This window comes from Rhizobiaceae bacterium, from assembly GCA_023953845.1.
Lineage (GTDB): Bacteria > Pseudomonadota > Alphaproteobacteria > Rhizobiales > Rhizobiaceae > Arvimicrobium.
Map to the genome: position 1 here is coordinate 3,745,452 of JAMLJC010000001.1, position 15,255 is coordinate 3,760,706.

Sequence of the window (15,255 nt, forward strand, 5' to 3'; positions counted from 1 at the left end):
TATCCAAAAGTGGAATTTGGCGTTCCGGGTTTGTCGCGCTATATTCGGCTTTGCCGAACGACGCGCTGCTCCTTCCGGCTTTTGCGGATAGGGGCAGGGCATTGTTTGGGCTGGAGGACGTCCCGAAAATGCCGGAAGGAGCAGGCCCTCAGTGGTGGGACCGCCGTCGGGACGCGCGAGGAGGAGCATGACCGACAACGTGCCTCATGCCGACCGCATTCATTCGGCGCTGAGTTCGAACAGGGCCGCGCATTCCGCGCTCGTTGCGTCCTGGCAGCGAAGCTCGTCTCTCCATCGTTTGGACCCCAGCGACCACGCCCCGCCTCGCAGGCTGACGGAGACGGAGCTTCGCGGAGCGCGAGAGCGAATGGAGCCGCTGGTCCGCGCCGCGCAGGCAAGTCTCGACCGCCTCTACCTGGCCGTTGGCGGCGTCGGCTGCTGCGTGCTGCTCGCGGACAGGGATGGCGTTCCTGTCGAGCGGCGCGGCTCGCCCGCCGACGACCGCACGTTTCGTGACTGGGGCCTTTGGACGGGAACCGTCTGGAGCGAGGATGCCGAGGGCACGAACGGGATTGGCACCTGCCTGATCGAACATCGGCCGGTCACCATCGACCGCGAGCAGCATTTCCTGTCGCGCAATACATTGCTCTCCTGCACCACCGCGCCGATCTACGATCACGAGGGACATCTTGCGGCGGCTCTCGACGTCTCGTCCTGCCGCGCCGACCTGACGCAAGGCTTCCTCAATCTGATCTCCATCGCGGTTGTCGACGCCGCCAGGCGCATCGAGGCTGACCATTTCCGGCTTGCGTTTCCCGATGCTCGTATCGCCCTGGCGCCAACGCCGGAGAATTCCGTCGGCGCGCTTGTCGCCTTGGACGGCAATGATGTGGTGATCGGAGCCACGCGCGCTGCGCGTCTGGCGCTTGGACTGACGCGGGAATCGCTGAACGGAAATCTCGCCGCAGCGGACATTCTCGGGCGCGAGGGAGAAGAAAAGCTCGACCTGCCGAGCGCCGAGCGCGCAATGCTCCAGCGGGTCCTCACGCGCCATCGCGGCAACGTATCGGCGGCGGCGCAGCAACTCGGCATTTCGCGTGCGACGCTGCATCGCAAGCTGAACCGCTTCGGCCTGCGCCGGCCGAACTGATTGACATCAATATCGCATCGCACAGTGTCGCAACCTTGCGACACTGTGCAGATCGCGCGCTCGCGGACGGGGTGACAGCCTCCGTGATTCACCGAAACTCCCGCTCCTAACCCCGCATTGTGCGGCTTCAACTCGGGAGGATGAGATGAACAAGGTAGAATTCCACCGCTCCGCGAAGGTCCCATTCGCCAAGCGTTACGGCAATTTCATCGGCGGAAAATGGGTTGAACCCAAGGCCGGCAAGTATTTCGAGAATACGTCGCCCGTAAACGGCCGGGTGCTTTGCGAAATCGCCCGCTCCGACGCGAGCGACGTGGAGGCGGCTCTCGACGCCGCCCACAAGGCGAAGGATGCCTGGGGGAAGACAAGCGCCGCTGAAAGGGCTCTGCTGCTCAATCGTATCGCCGACAAGATGGAGCAGGACCTCGGCACGCTGGCGCTCGCCGAGACCTGGGACAACGGCAAGCCGATCCGCGAGTCGACCGCGGCCGACGTTCCGCTCGCAATCGACCATTTCCGCTATTTCGCCAGCGCCATCCGCGCGCAGGAAGGCTCGATCTCCGAGGTGGATCACGACACGGTCGCCTATCATTTCCATGAGCCGCTGGGCGTCGTCGGTCAGATCATTCCGTGGAATTTCCCGATCCTCATGGCCGTATGGAAGCTTGCGCCCGCGCTCGCCGCCGGCAACTGCGTGGTGCTGAAGCCGGCCGAGCAGACCCCGGCCTCCATCCACGTGCTTCTGGAACTGATCGCCGACATTCTGCCGCCCGGCGTTCTCAACGTCGTCAACGGCTTCGGCCTCGAGGCCGGCAAGCCGCTAGCCTCCAACCCCCGCATCGCCAAGATCGCATTCACCGGCGAGACGACGACGGGGCGGCTCATCATGCAATATGCTTCCCAGAACCTGATTCCGGTGACGCTGGAACTCGGCGGCAAGAGCCCCAACATCTTCTTCTCCGACGTCGCGGCCGAAGACGACGACTTCTTCGACAAGGCGATCGAGGGCTTCGTCATGTTCGCGCTCAATCAGGGCGAGGTCTGCACCTGCCCGAGCCGCGCGCTCATCCACGAGAAGATCTACGACCGCTTCATGGAGAAGGCGCTGAAGCGCGTCGAGGCGATCGTGCAGGGCGATCCGCTCGATCCCGCGACCATGATCGGCGCGCAGGCTTCTTCCGAGCAGATGGAAAAAATCCTGTCCTATCTGGACATCGGCAAGAAGGAAGGCGCCGAGGTGCTGATCGGCGGCGAGCAGAACAGGCTGCCAGGAGACCTCGCCGGCGGCTACTATGTGAAGCCCACCGTGTTCAAGGGCAACAACAAGATGCGCATCTTCCAGGAGGAGATCTTCGGGCCAGTCGTGTCCGTCGCCACCTTCAAGGACGATGACGAGGCGCTGTCGATCGCCAATGATACGCTCTACGGTCTCGGCGCTGGCATCTGGACCCGCGACGGCACCCGCGCCTATCGCTTCGGCCGTGCGATCCAGGCCGGGCGCGTCTGGACCAACTGCTACCACGCCTATCCGGCGCACGCCGCCTTCGGCGGCTACAAGCAGTCCGGCATCGGACGCGAGACCCACAAGATGATGCTCGATCACTACCAGCAGACCAAGAACCTGCTGGTCAGCTACAGCCCGAAGAAGCTCGGCTTCTTCTGATCGTCTTGTTGACAGGGCAGGGTGGCCGGTTTGGCCGCCCTGTCCTATCTTTGATCGAGGAGGATCTCATGCCGGACAAGGTTTCCCTCGACAAGGTCACGGCCACGCCAGAAGCCGTGAAACTGCTTGACGAGATCATCGCCGATCACGGCCCCGTCCTGTTCCACCAGTCGGGCGGCTGCTGCGATGGCTCATCGCCGATGTGCTATCCGCGCGGCGATTTCATCGTCGGTGACCGTGACGTGCTTCTGGGCACGATCGGCGATACGCCAGTCTATATCAGCGAATCCCAATACGAGGTCTGGAAGCACACCGACCTGATACTGGACGTGGTGCCGGGCCGCGGCGGCATGTTCTCGCTCGACAATGGTCGCGAGAAGCGTTTCCTCACCCGCTCGACGGTTTGCGCCGTTCCCGGCTAGAGTATTTCCAGCAAAAGCGTGGAGCGTTTTGCGTCCGGAAATGCGGATAAAACAAAGAGCGGTTCCGCCGATTCAGTAAAACGGGAACCGCTCGAGGTTCGACGCATCACGCCTTATTCTGGGACGTAGCGCACCGCGCCCTTGTCCGCGGACAGCGCGAATGCCGCATAGGCGCGTAGCGCGGTGGTGACATTGCGCTTGCGCTTCTCCGCCGGTTTCCAGCCCTTCGCGTCCTGCTCCTTCCGCCGTGCCTCAAGCTCCTCGTTGGAGATCATGAGGTTGATCGTGCGGTTCGGGATGTCGATCTCGATGATGTCGCCCTGCCGCACCAGCCCGATGGCGCCGCCGGTCGCGGCTTCCGGGGAGGCGTGGCCGATGGAGAGGCCCGACGTTCCGCCCGAGAACCGGCCGTCCGTCAGCAGCGCGCAGCTTTTGCCCAGTCCCTTCGATTTCAGGTAGCTGGTCGGATAGAGCATTTCCTGCATGCCGGGGCCGCCCTTCGGGCCTTCGTAACGGATCACGACGACGTCGCCGGCCTTCACCTCGTTCGCCAGAATGCCCTTCACGGCGGCGTCCTGGCTTTCGTACACGACCGCCGGGCCGGTGAATTTCAGGATCGACTCGTCGACGCCGGCCGTCTTCACCACGCAGCCGTCGAGCGCGATGTTACCCTTGAGCACCGCGAGGCCGCCATCCTTGGAGAAGGGGTGGTCCGGCGAGCGGATGACGCCGTTGCGGCGGTCGAGATCAAGTTCCGTCCAGCGGTTCGACTGCGAGAAGGCCTGTGTCGTGCGCACGCCGCCCGGCGCGGCCATGAAGAAGTTCCGCACGGTTTCGGAATTCGTGCGCGTCACGTCCCACTGGTCGATGGCGTCGCCCATGGTGACGGCATGGACCGTCGGCTCCTTGCGGTTGATGAGCCCGGCGCGGTCGAGCTGCCCGAGGATGCCCATGATGCCGCCGGCGCGGTGCACGTCCTCGACATGCACGTCGCTCTTGGCAGGCGCGACCTTGCAGAGCACCGGCACGCGACGCGACAGGGCGTCGATGTCGTCCATGGTGAAATCCACGCCGCCCTCATAGGCGGCCGCCAGGATGTGCAGCACGGTGTTGGTCGAGCCGCCCATGGCGATGTCGAGCGCCATGGCGTTCTCGAACGCCTTCTTGGTGGCGATGCTGCGCGGCAGCGCCGACTCGTCGTCCTGTTCGTAATAGCGGCGTGCGAGATCGACAATCAGGTGGCCGGCCTCGACAAAGAGCCGCTTGCGATCGGAATGCGTGGCGAGCGTCGAGCCGTTGCCCGGCAGCGACAGGCCGAGAGCCTCCGTCAGGCAGTTCATCGAATTGGCCGTGAACATGCCCGAGCAGGAGCCGCAGGTCGGGCAGGCGTTCTGCTCGATCGTCTCGACCTCCTGATCCGTATAGGCGTCGTCGGCGGCCATCACCATGGCGTCGACAAGGTCAAGCGCCTGCAGCTTGCCCCTCACGATCGCCTTGCCGGCCTCCATCGGCCCGCCGGAAACAAAAACAGCCGGTATGTTGAGGCGCATGGCGGCATTCAGCATGCCGGGCGTGATCTTGTCGCAGTTGGAAATGCAGACCATGGCGTCGGCACAATGGCCGTTCACCATGTATTCGACCGCGTCAGCGATCACCTCGCGTGATGGTAGCGAGTAGAGCATGCCGTCGTGGCCCATGGCGATGCCGTCATCGACCGCGATCGTGTTGAATTCCTTGGCGACGCCGCCGGCGCTCTCGATCTCCCGCGCCACCAGCTGGCCCAGATCCTTCAGGTGAACGTGGCCCGGCACGAATTGCGTGAACGAGTTCACCACCGCGATGATCGGCTTGCCAAAATCGCCGTCCTTCATGCCTGTGGCGCGCCAGAGACCACGAGCGCCGGCCATGTTGCGGCCGTGGGTGGTTGTGCGAGAGCGATATGGGGGCATGGATTTTCCTCAGAATGCGGCGACTGGCGATATGGCTACGACCGATACCCCGTCCTTAATACCAAAGCACACTTTGGGCAATACATAACCGTACCGTACGTTACGGTACAGCATCGCGGAGCTTGACTCGCATGGCGGCTCGCGCAACACGCGAACGATACAGGCTGGAGAAAGCAAACCGATGGCGATCGCATTCACCTTTCCGGGGCAGGGAAGCCAGTCCGTTGGCATGGGCAAGGCGCTTGCGGATGCGTTTCCCGAGGCCCGCCGGGTGTTCGAGGAGGTGGACGAGGCGCTCGGCGAAAAACTGTCGCAGGTCATCTGGGAGGGGCCGGAGGATCGCTTGACCCTGACGGCCAATACCCAGCCGGCGTTGATGGCTGTGTCTCTCGCTGCGGTACGCGCGCTGGAGTCGCGCGGATTCTCCATCAAGGACAAGGTGACCTACGTCGCCGGCCATTCGCTTGGCGAATATTCTGCCCTGTGTGCAGCCGGCATGTTTTCGGTCGCCGATACGGCGCGGCTTCTGAGACTGCGCGGCAACGCCATGCAGGCGGCGGTGCCGGTGGGCGAGGGCGCCATGGCCGCCATCCTCGGCCTCGACCAGCAGGCGGTGGAAGATGCCTGCCGCGAGGCGGATTGCCAGATCGCCAACGACAATGGCACGGGACAACTCGTGATCTCCGGCGCCAAGGCCGCGGTGGAAGAAGCGGCGCGGCTCTGCACTGAAAAGGGCGCCAAGCGCGCGCTCATGTTGCAGGTGTCTGCCCCCTTTCACTCGGCGCTGATGGCTCCCGCCGCCGACACCATGCGCGACGCCCTGGCGAAGGTGGCGAAGAATGCGCCGGTCGTGCCGGTGGTGTCTAATGTGGTGGTCGCGCCGCTTTCCGATCCGGACGAAATCGCTCAAAGACTGGTCGAACAGGTGACGGGCCGCGTGCGCTGGCGCGAGACTGTCGAGTGGTTTGCCGCCAACGGCGTGACGACGCTCTACGAGATCGGCGCAGGGAAGGTGCTATCGGGTCTGGCGAAGCGCATCGCCAGGGACGTGGCGACGGTGAACGTCTCGGCCCCTGCCGATGTGGATGCCGCACTGCCGGCGCTTGGCTGAGCATAAATAATAATAGGCTCTGTGCATCGGAGCCTGGACAAAGGGACGCAACATGCTTGATCTGACCGGACGCAAGGCTCTCGTGACGGGCGCCACCGGAGGCATAGGCGAGGCCATTGCGCGGTTGCTGCATGCGCAGGGCGCCATTGTTGGCATTCATGGCACGCGCGTGGAAAGGCTGGAGGCGCTGGCCGCTGAGCTCGGCGACCGCGTAAAGCTTTTTCCGGCCAATCTTTCGGATCGCGACGAGGTCAAGGCGCTCGGCCAGAAGGCCGAGACGGAACTCGAAGGCGTCGATATTCTCGTGAACAACGCAGGCATCACCAAGGACGGCCTGTTCGTCCGCATGTCCGATGCCGATTGGGACGCGGTGCTGGAAGTGAACCTGACGGCCGTCTTCCGGCTCACCCGGGAACTGACGCACCCGATGATGCGCCGCCGTTTCGGCCGCATTGTCAACATCACCTCCGTGGTGGCCGTCACCGGCAATCCCGGGCAGGCGAACTACATCGCCTCGAAGGCCGGCATGATCGGCTTCACCAAATCTCTGGCGCAGGAGATCGCAAGTCGCAACGTGACGGTGAACTGCGTCGCGCCGGGCTTCATCGAATCGGCGATGACCGACAAGCTCAATGACAAGCAGAAGGAAGCGATCATGGGAGCGATTCCCATGAAGCGCATGGGAACCGGCACAGAAGTGGCCGCCGCCGTTGCCTTCCTCGCTTCCAACGAAGCCGCCTATGTCACGGGCCAGACGATCCATGTGAATGGCGGCATGGCGATGATCTGACGCTCCTGCGCACGATCCGTGCCGGGTGGCGCTCCAGGGCGGTCGGGTGTCGGGTTTTCGCCTTGGACAGCCGCCGAAATTCGTGTAATGCGCCTGCCAAGCGGTCGATTTGCCCGCTCCGAAGTCGGTCGACGGTCTGGTGGAATGAAGAATCTAGACCTTGATCGGCGACGGTCGGGCCGCTAACGAAGTGAACCAGTTCTTTTGACGAGGATGCCCATATGAGCGACACCGCAGAGCGCGTGAAGAAGATCGTTGTCGAACACCTCGGTGTCGACGCAGATAAGGTCACCGAGGCGGCGAGCTTCATCGACGATCTCGGCGCGGACAGCCTCGACACGGTCGAGCTCGTGATGGCGTTCGAGGAAGAGTTCGGCGTGGAAATTCCGGACGATGCCGCCGAGACGATCCTGACCGTCGGGGACGCGGTCAAGTACATCGACAAGGCTTCGGCCTGATCGCTTACCCGCAACCGTCACGTCGGGGAGGGCGGTCGTGAGGCGCGTCGTCGTTACTGGCATAGGGCTTCTCTCGCCCTTTGGTGTCGGTGCCGAGCATGGTTGGCGTGAACTGCTGACCGGCCGCAGCGCCTGTCGCCGCATCACCGAGTTCGAGGTCGAAGACCTCGCCTGCAAGATCGCGCACATCATCCCGCGTGGCGACGGATCGAACGGCACGTTCAATCCGGAAGCGTTCCTTGAGCCCAAGGAACTGCGCAAGATCGGCGATTTCATTCTCTACGGAATCGCCGCGGCGGACGAGGCTCTGGCCGATTCGGGCTGGAAGCCGGAGACCGAAGCCGACAGGAACGCCACCGGCGTGATGATCGGCTCGGGCATCGGCGGCATTTCCGGCATCGCCGAGAATGCGATCCTGCTGAAGGAACGCGGGCCGCGCCGGATCAGCCCTTTCTTCATTCCGGGCAACATCATCAATCTGGTTTCCGGCCAGGTTTCGATCCGTCATGGACTCAAGGGACCGAACCACGCGGTCGTCACCGCATGTTCGACTGGCGCGCATGCCATTGGCGACGCGTCGCGCCTGATCATGTTCGGCGATGCCGACGTCATGCTGGCTGGCGGCGCGGAATCGCCGATCGACCGGCTCTCGATGGCGGGCTTCGCGGCCTGCCGCGCCCTTTCAACCGAGTGCAACGACACGCCGGAGAAGGCGTCGCGTCCCTATGACCGTGACCGCGACGGTTTCGTCATGGGCGAGGGCGCGGGCGTCGTCGTGCTGGAAGAGCTTGAGCATGCAAAGGCGCGCGGTGCGAAGATCTATGCCGAGGTGACCGGCTACGGCTTGACCGGCGATGCCTATCACATCACGGCTCCGGCAGAGGATGGGGATGGCGCCTATCGTTGCATGAGCGCGGCCCTGAAGCGTGCGAAACTGACGCCGGCCGACATCGACTACATCAATGCCCATGGCACCTCGACCATGGCCGACACGATCGAACTCGGCGCGGTCGAACGCCTGGTCGGCAATGCCGCGTCGAAAATCTCGATGTCCTCGACCAAGTCGTCAATCGGGCACCTGCTTGGCGCGGCCGGCGCCGCCGAGGCGATCTTTTCGGTTCTGGCCATCCGCGACAACATCGCGCCGCCGACGATCAATCTCGACAATCCCTCCGTCGAGACGGCGATCGATCTGGTGCCGCACAAGCCTCGCGAGAGACAGATCGACGTTGCCCTGTCGAACTCCTTCGGATTCGGCGGCACCAACGCGTCGCTCGTGTTCCAGCGTTATAATGACTGAGTGGGCCGATCAGGCCTGCTTGCCGCGATTTTTGCCATATTCGACTTTAGTTTGTCGACCTCACCTGAGTCAGCTGAAAGTGCCGTCGACCGATGACAATCGAATCTGAGAATTCAGGGAGTGCCGGGCGACGGCCGGACGGGCCGCAGACGATCGTGCCGCGTTCTGCGAACGACGTGCTCCGTCCGGAGATCGGTACGCCGCCGCCGAAGCGTTCGCGCGGTTCGCGCAACCAGTTCGTGGTTTTCCTGAATTTCCTTGTCACCACCATCTTCTTCGTTGCCATCGCCGCGGTCGTCGCCGCTTACTTCGGCAAGCGCTCCTTCGAGGCGCCCGGGCCGGCCGCCACGGCATCGGTCGTCCAGATCAAGGAGGGAACCGGCACGCAGGAAATCGCCAACCAACTCGAGCGTCGCGGTCTGATTTCCGACGCGCGTGTCTTCCTGATCGGTACCCGGGCCTTTGGCGGCAAGGAATCGCTCAAGGCCGGCGAGTACGAGATCAAGGCGCATGCCTCGATGCGCGACATCATGAACGTCCTGCAAAGTGGCAGGTCGATCCTCTACTCGCTGACCATTCCGGAAGGGCTGACCGTCGAGCAGGCGCTGGAACGCATCCGGGACCATGAGGCGCTTTCCGGGGAGATGCCTGCTGAGATGCCCATGGAGGGCAGCCTCGCCGCCGACACCCAGCGCTTCACCCGCGGTACCTCGCGCGAGCAGATCGTCAAGAAATTGCTCGCCGACCAGAAAGCCCTGGTCGAGGAGATATGGGCACGGCGCACGAATGATCTGCCGCTTGCAAGCATCGACGAATTCGTGACGCTCGCCTCCATCGTGGAGAAGGAGACGGGTATCGCGGACGAACGCTCGCGCGTCGCCGCCGTCTTCATCAACCGGCTGAACAAGGGAATGCGGCTGCAATCCGACCCGACGATCCTCTACGGTCTCTATGGCGGCAAGGGAAAACCCGCAGACAAGCCGATCACGCAGTCGGACCTCAAGAAGCAGACGCCCTACAATACCTACCTCATCAACGGCTTGCCGCCCACGCCGATCGCCAATCCGGGTCGCGCGGCGCTGGAGGCGGTGGCCAATCCGTCGAAGACCGACGATCTCTACTTCGTTGCCGACGGCACCGGCGGGCACGTCTTCGCGAAAACGCTGGACGAGCACAACGAGAACGTCGCCCGCTGGCGCGAGATCGAAAAAAAGAAAGCCGAACAAGCCGGCGCGGACGGGGCGGAAGGCGCCGAGACCACCAGCCAGTAGGTTGCTCGTACACTGACGGCAGGGCTCGACGGCGGGCAAAGGGGGGCGGATAATGGTCTTGCAAAGCATGACAGGCTTCGCGCGCGCGTCGTCCGACGTCGCTGGCGCGCTGGTCGCCTGGGAAGTCAAGTCGGTCAACGGCAAGAGCGCCGAAGTCCGTTTCCGGCTTCCTCCCGGCTTCGAACGCCTGGAACCTGTCCTGCGGCAGATTCTGCAGAAGACCTTCGCGCGCGGCAGTTTTCAGGCGGCGCTTACGGTTTCCCGCCCGGCCTTGCCGGTCCAGCCCGTGGTCAATGAGCCGTTCCTGCGGGAACTCGCAGCTCTCGCGAAGCGGCTGGAGGAGCAGTTCGGGACAGCACCGGCAACGGCGGACGGCCTGCTGGCGGTTCGCGGCGTGCTCGACGTACCGGAGGCCGTGGAAAGTGAAGAAAGCCGCGCCATGCTCGACGAGGCGATCGCCGCCGTCTTCGGCAAGGTGCTTGGCGAGCTTGAGGTTGCAAGGCGCAATGAAGGGGCTGCGCTCGGCACGCTGCTGAGGTCGCATCTTGACCAGATGGAGGCGTTGACCCTGCGCGCGGAAGCAGATCCGTCGCGCGATCCGCGCATGATCAGGGAGCGGCTGGCGGAACAGGTGCGCCTTCTGATGGACACGGCGGCGGGTCTCGATGAGGCACGCCTCCACGCCGAGGCGGCGTTTCTGGCGACCAAGGCCGACATTCGCGAGGAGATCGACCGGCTCAGGACGCACGTCGCCTCCGGCCGCGTCCTGCTCGAGGAAGGCGGCCCGATTGGCAGGAAGCTCGACTTCCTTGCGCAGGAATTTAACCGCGAATCGAATACTTTGTGCTCAAAGTCGAACGCGGCCTCGGTGACGGCGATCGGGCTGGAGCTGAAATCGGTCGTCGACCAGTTTCGCGAGCAGGTTCAGAATCTGGAGTAGAGTATGACGCGAGGGACGTCAGGCGAGCGCATCGGCCGCAGGGGCCTGATGCTGGTGCTTTCCTCGCCGTCGGGCGCGGGAAAGTCGACGATCGCCCGCAACCTGCTGGAAAGCGACCATGGTTTTGAGCTTTCGGTAAGCGTCACGACGCGGCCGCGTCGCGGCAGCGAGATCGAGGGCGTGCACTACTATTTCCGCGACCTGCGCGAATTCGAGTTCATGCGGGACAATCAGGAACTGCTCGAATGGGCCGAGGTTCACGGGAATTATTACGCGACACCGCGCCGGCCGGCTGAGAAAGCGATGGCCGAAGGCCGCGACATGCTGTTCGACATAGACTGGCAGGGCGCCGTGCAGCTCAAGGAAAAGATGCGCGGCGACATCGTCTCCATCTTCATCCTGCCGCCGTCGATGGCGGAGCTGAAGACGCGGCTGCAACGGCGCGCCGAGGACGCCGCGGAAGCCATCGCGCGGCGGCTGCGGAACGCCAAGCTGGAAATCGAGCATTGGCGCGAATATGACTACGTGGTCATCAACGACGACCTAGACAGGGCCTTTTCCGAAGTCCGCGCCATCGTGACCGCCGAAAGGCTGCGCCGCGACCGGAGACCGGGCCTCTTCGAGTTCGTTTCGTCCCTGCTCGACGAGGAAATCTGAGATCACGTCGTTCGGGCGATGATTTCGGCCGTTTCGGCAGGGGAGAGGTGTTCGACCACGACGACCTCGTCGTCCCATTCGATCGCGGGGTAGTGCTCGCGCATACCCGAAAGCATCACATCCTTCGGCCATTCACGCTCACGGCCGACGAAAGCGGCCGCGTCGGAAAGAGGCATCGCCGTCACGCGCGTCACGAGCACCACGGCTGTCAGCGCCGGATTTTCGTCGCATCGATAGGTCACGAGCCCCGGTTGGATATCGCCTTCGCGCCAGCGGATCGAGGATTTCTTCTCTCCGCTGAGGACAAGCGGATAGAGCCGCGCGACAATTCCGAGTTCCTGCATGATCAGGCCTTGTTGGCGAGAGCCACGAATTCCGCGATGTCCAGCGTCTCGGCGCGGCGGGTGTCGTCTATGCCGACAGCCTCCAGCAAGGCCTTTCCCCCCAGCGATTTGAGGCTCTGGCGCAACATCTTGCGGCGTTGTCCGAAGGCGGCCTCGGTGACGCGGGCAAGCTTGCGCACATCGGCCGGCAAGGGCGTTTCGCGCGGCACCAGATGGACGACGGACGATATAACCTTCGGCGGCGGCACGAAAGCCTGCGGCGGCACATCGAACACGATCTTCGCTTCGGTTCGCCAGCCGGCCAGCACGCCGAGGCGGCCGTAGGAATCGCTGCCGGGCTTCGCCACAATGCGCTCGGCCACCTCGCGCTGGAACATGAGGGTCATGGATTGATAGAAAGGCGGCCATTTTTCGACCGTCAGCCAGCGGACAAGCAGTTCGGTGCCGATGTTGTAGGGCAGGTTCGCCACGATTTTCGCCGGTTCGCCGCCAGCAAGGACGCTGAAATCCGTCTTGAGCGCATCGCCCGAAATGACATCGAGACGGCCCGGATAATGCTCGGACACTTCGGCAAGAGCGGCGAGACAGCGTTCGTCACGTTCGACGGCAACCACCCTGCGGACGCCATGCAGCAGTAGCGCGCGTGTCAGACCCCCAGGCCCCGGTCCCACCTCGATGACCGTCGTTTGCGAGAGATCGCCCGCCGCACGCGCAATCTTGCCGGTCAGGTTGAGGTCGAGCAGAAAATTCTGGCCGAGCGCTTTTTTGGCGGCAAGTCCGTGGCGTTCGATCACGTCCCGGAGCGGCGGCAGGCCGTCTATGCTCATGCCGATGCCGTCGAGTGGTCGGCCAACTGCCGGGCAAGCTTCAACGCGGCGATGAAGCTGTCTGCTTTCGCCTGTCCCGTTCCCGCAAGGGCAAAAGCCGTTCCATGGTCCGGCGAGGTTCGGATGAACGGCAGGCCGAGCGTTACATTCACCGTGTCGTCGAAGCCGAGCGCCTTTGCCGGGATCAGCGCCTGATCGTGATACATGCACACCGCCGCGTCATAGGTCGCCCGCGCGGCGGCATGGAACATCGTATCCGCGGGGAGGGGACCAAACGCATCGATTCCCGCCATCCGGCATCGTTCGACGGCCGGTTCGATTGTTTCGATATCTTCCCGGCCCATTGCGCCGCCTTCGCCGGCATGCGGATTGAGGCCGCTGACGGCAATCCGCGGGCGGAGAATACCGAAGCGTTCGCGCAAATCCCGCGCGGTGATCTCGATCGTTCGCGCAACGACGTCCGTAGTGAGCAGTTGCGGAACGGCTGCGAGGGGGACATGGATCGTGACGGGCACGGCACGGAGGTCCGGGCCGGCCAGCATCATCACAGGCATGACACGCCGTCCGGTGTGCTGCTCGGCGAGATAGGCCAGATACTCCGTATGGCCGGGAAAACTGAAGCCGGTGTCGTAGAGAGATTTCTTCGCGATCGGTCCTGTCACCAGCGCGGCCGCTGCTCCCGCGAACGTGTCCTCGACGGCCTGATCGATCGCTTCGACGATTCCCGGCGAATCGGCGGGATCGGACAGGCCGGCCTTGCCGGTGAAGCGGTTCTTCAGCGGCATGACGGGCAAACCCGTATCGAATGCCTCCATGCTTTCCGCACGTTCGACACGCGCGATCGGGACATCGAGCCCGAGCCCGGCGGCGCGCTCAGCAAGAAAATCCGGATCGCAAACAACGTAGAAAGGCGGCAGCGCCAACGTGTGCCGCATCCTCCAGGCCGCGAGCAATATATCTGGACCGATCCCGGCAGGATCGCCCGCAGTCACGACAAGTGGCTTCTGCTGCCTGCCCAAGATGCTCCGAAATGTCGTAAGGCCTAGGGTCAGGATCTGTTGATTTGACTGGAATGGTCGGAGCGGATTTGTACGGATGCGCGAAGCAAGGCCGCAGGAAGGCTGAAGCCTTTCAAGGCGTTGCGACAAGCAAGCCCGTGCAAATCAGCCCGATCCGAAGGACGATCGATATGGCGTCGATCTGCTACGTCAAAGCCTTCGACCGGGGCAGTTACCCCGTTCCTCAGGCTTTTCCTTGCATCTCGTGCCATCTCGAACGCCATTCCAGTTAAATTAACAGGTCCTGACCCTAGCGCTTGACGATCTTGGCTTTCTCGCGCAGCTCCTGCGTATAGGTGCTGCTGAGTTCGTCCGCGCTGCTGTTTTTGCCGGACTCGGCCTGGAACGTCAGCTGCGCCACACGATCGTCCGATACTTCGCGCGCGCTGCAGATGCCGATGAATTCCACGCCGCGCTCGGTTTCGCGAACCTGCGTCGCGGCGCCGGCCTTCGTCGCCTTGATCGGCTCCGCCCAGTCGGACGGAAGCTGCGGTTCGAGCACGCGACCCAGGTCACGCACGGTGACGTCGATCAGACCCTTTGCAAAGGAGCGCGTCGTATCGCAGCTACGGAAACGCATGCGCATGGCCTCGGCTTCACGCTTGCGCTTCGCGATCAGGCTGCGCTGGCCCGCCGGCACGACGAAAATCACCTGCTGCAGCATGTACTCCGTCGCCTTGGGCTTGGAGCCGCCCTGCTGCATCATCTTGCGGACCGCTTCCTGCTCGCTGGTGCCGCTGCCCTTGCCCACGGCGCGGCTGCGCGCGCCGAGCGCCTGATTCCAGCCCATCTGCGAGCGGATATAATCCTTGAAGTGCGATTTGGTCACGCCGGACTGGGCGAGAATCTGGTCGAGCGCCTTGAGCGGCATCTTGTTGTTGGAGGCAAAGCGCGCATAGGCATCATCGACCTGTTGATCGGTGACCTTGATGCCGAGGCGTGCGACCTCGGCGTTGCGCAGCGTCTGGTCGATCATCGCATCGGCCGCGCTGTCCTTGCCACGCTGCAGCTTGATGAAGGCGGCGCGTCGCTGAATGTCATAGCTGGTGATCGGAATGTTGTTGACGATATACTTGATCTCGCTCGCCTGAGCGGCAGTTACCAGTGAAGGCATGGACGGCAGGGCAGGCGCAGTGAAAACCGCCGCCAACGCTGCTGCAAAACCAATCATCCGCGGTGAGAACATCGCGATCTTCCCCATTCCCGATCGACCTGAAGACTCGCCTTGCCTAGTACTCCTATGCGGCGAAACCATGTCGTTTGCTACGGTGCCTCCCACCGCGAAAGCAAGGATAATACGCCAGAACTCCGCAAG

General features: G+C 63.4%; 15 protein-coding genes. 10 read left to right on the forward strand and 5 right to left on the reverse strand.

Annotated elements, in window-relative coordinates; translation table 11 throughout:
* Window positions 1–187 precede the first annotated feature (187 nt).
* The 3 genes from M9955_18475 to M9955_18485 all read left to right on the forward strand — a co-directional run bounded on the left by M9955_18475 (window position 188) and on the right by M9955_18485 (window position 3,235).
* Window positions 188–1,150: a GAF domain-containing protein gene (locus tag M9955_18475; protein MCO5083630.1), complete on the forward strand. Its 963-nt coding sequence runs from the start codon at window positions 188–190 to the stop codon at window positions 1,148–1,150.
* A 145-nt stretch (window positions 1,151–1,295) separates the two neighbouring features.
* Window positions 1,296–2,813 (forward strand): aldehyde dehydrogenase family protein, encoded by a 1,518-nt coding sequence (locus M9955_18480; protein ID MCO5083631.1) that lies wholly within the window; start codon window positions 1,296–1,298, stop codon window positions 2,811–2,813.
* Between the two features lie 68 nt (window positions 2,814–2,881).
* The gene (locus M9955_18485) at window positions 2,882–3,235 is read left to right on the forward strand and encodes a DUF779 domain-containing protein (GenBank protein MCO5083632.1); all 354 of its coding nucleotides are present in this window, start codon (window positions 2,882–2,884) and stop codon (window positions 3,233–3,235) included.
* 113 nt (window positions 3,236–3,348) lie between these two features.
* Here M9955_18485 and ilvD read toward each other — a convergent pair whose 3' ends face one another.
* A complete protein-coding gene (gene ilvD, locus M9955_18490; protein ID MCO5083633.1) occupies window positions 3,349–5,184 on the reverse strand; it encodes a dihydroxy-acid dehydratase in 1,836 nt (611 codons plus the stop codon).
* 181 nt (window positions 5,185–5,365) lie between these two features.
* Here ilvD and fabD point away from each other — a divergent pair, with 181 nt between their 5' ends.
* The 7 genes from fabD (at window position 5,366) to gmk (ending at window position 11,711) form a co-directional block, all read left to right on the forward strand.
* The gene (gene fabD, locus M9955_18495) at window positions 5,366–6,295 is read left to right on the forward strand and encodes an ACP S-malonyltransferase (protein MCO5083634.1); all 930 of its coding nucleotides are present in this window, start codon (window positions 5,366–5,368) and stop codon (window positions 6,293–6,295) included.
* A gap of 52 nt (window positions 6,296–6,347) precedes the next feature.
* Window positions 6,348–7,085 carry a 3-oxoacyl-[acyl-carrier-protein] reductase gene (fabG, locus tag M9955_18500; GenBank protein MCO5083635.1) on the forward strand — a complete coding sequence of 246 codons (738 nt, stop codon included), beginning with the start codon at window positions 6,348–6,350 and terminating at the stop codon, window positions 7,083–7,085.
* 221 nt (window positions 7,086–7,306) lie between these two features.
* Entirely contained in the window at window positions 7,307–7,543 is a 237-nt protein-coding gene (locus tag M9955_18505; GenBank protein ID MCO5083636.1) for an acyl carrier protein, read from the forward strand.
* 37 nt (window positions 7,544–7,580) lie between these two features.
* On the forward strand, window positions 7,581–8,843 hold the full coding sequence (gene fabF / locus M9955_18510; GenBank protein MCO5083637.1) for a beta-ketoacyl-ACP synthase II: 1,263 nt from the start codon (window positions 7,581–7,583) through the stop codon (window positions 8,841–8,843).
* Between the two features lie 92 nt (window positions 8,844–8,935).
* The gene (gene mltG, locus M9955_18515; GenBank protein MCO5083638.1) at window positions 8,936–10,114 is read left to right on the forward strand and encodes an endolytic transglycosylase MltG; all 1,179 of its coding nucleotides are present in this window, start codon (window positions 8,936–8,938) and stop codon (window positions 10,112–10,114) included.
* A 52-nt stretch (window positions 10,115–10,166) separates the two neighbouring features.
* Complete coding sequence (locus tag M9955_18520; GenBank protein ID MCO5083639.1) at window positions 10,167–11,054, forward strand: YicC family protein; 888 nt, start codon at window positions 10,167–10,169, stop codon at window positions 11,052–11,054.
* Between the two features lie 3 nt (window positions 11,055–11,057).
* The gene (gene gmk / locus M9955_18525) at window positions 11,058–11,711 is read left to right on the forward strand and encodes a guanylate kinase (GenBank protein MCO5083640.1); all 654 of its coding nucleotides are present in this window, start codon (window positions 11,058–11,060) and stop codon (window positions 11,709–11,711) included.
* A 2-nt stretch (window positions 11,712–11,713) separates the two neighbouring features.
* Here gmk and M9955_18530 read toward each other — a convergent pair whose 3' ends face one another.
* From M9955_18530 to M9955_18545, 4 genes are all read right to left on the reverse strand, one after another.
* Window positions 11,714–12,055 (reverse strand): hypothetical protein, encoded by a 342-nt coding sequence (locus M9955_18530; GenBank protein MCO5083641.1) that lies wholly within the window; start codon window positions 12,053–12,055, stop codon window positions 11,714–11,716.
* Window positions 12,056–12,057: 2 nt separating this feature from the next.
* Window positions 12,058–12,882: a 16S rRNA (adenine(1518)-N(6)/adenine(1519)-N(6))-dimethyltransferase RsmA gene (gene rsmA, locus M9955_18535; GenBank protein ID MCO5083642.1), complete on the reverse strand. Its 825-nt coding sequence runs from the start codon at window positions 12,880–12,882 to the stop codon at window positions 12,058–12,060.
* On the reverse strand, window positions 12,879–13,901 hold the full coding sequence (gene pdxA, locus M9955_18540) for a 4-hydroxythreonine-4-phosphate dehydrogenase PdxA (GenBank protein ID MCO5083643.1): 1,023 nt from the start codon (window positions 13,899–13,901) through the stop codon (window positions 12,879–12,881). The genes rsmA and pdxA overlap by 4 nt, the downstream gene beginning before the upstream one ends.
* 289 nt (window positions 13,902–14,190) lie before the next feature.
* Window positions 14,191–15,126: a peptidylprolyl isomerase gene (locus tag M9955_18545; protein ID MCO5083644.1), complete on the reverse strand. Its 936-nt coding sequence runs from the start codon at window positions 15,124–15,126 to the stop codon at window positions 14,191–14,193.
* Window positions 15,127–15,255: the final 129 nt, after the last annotated feature.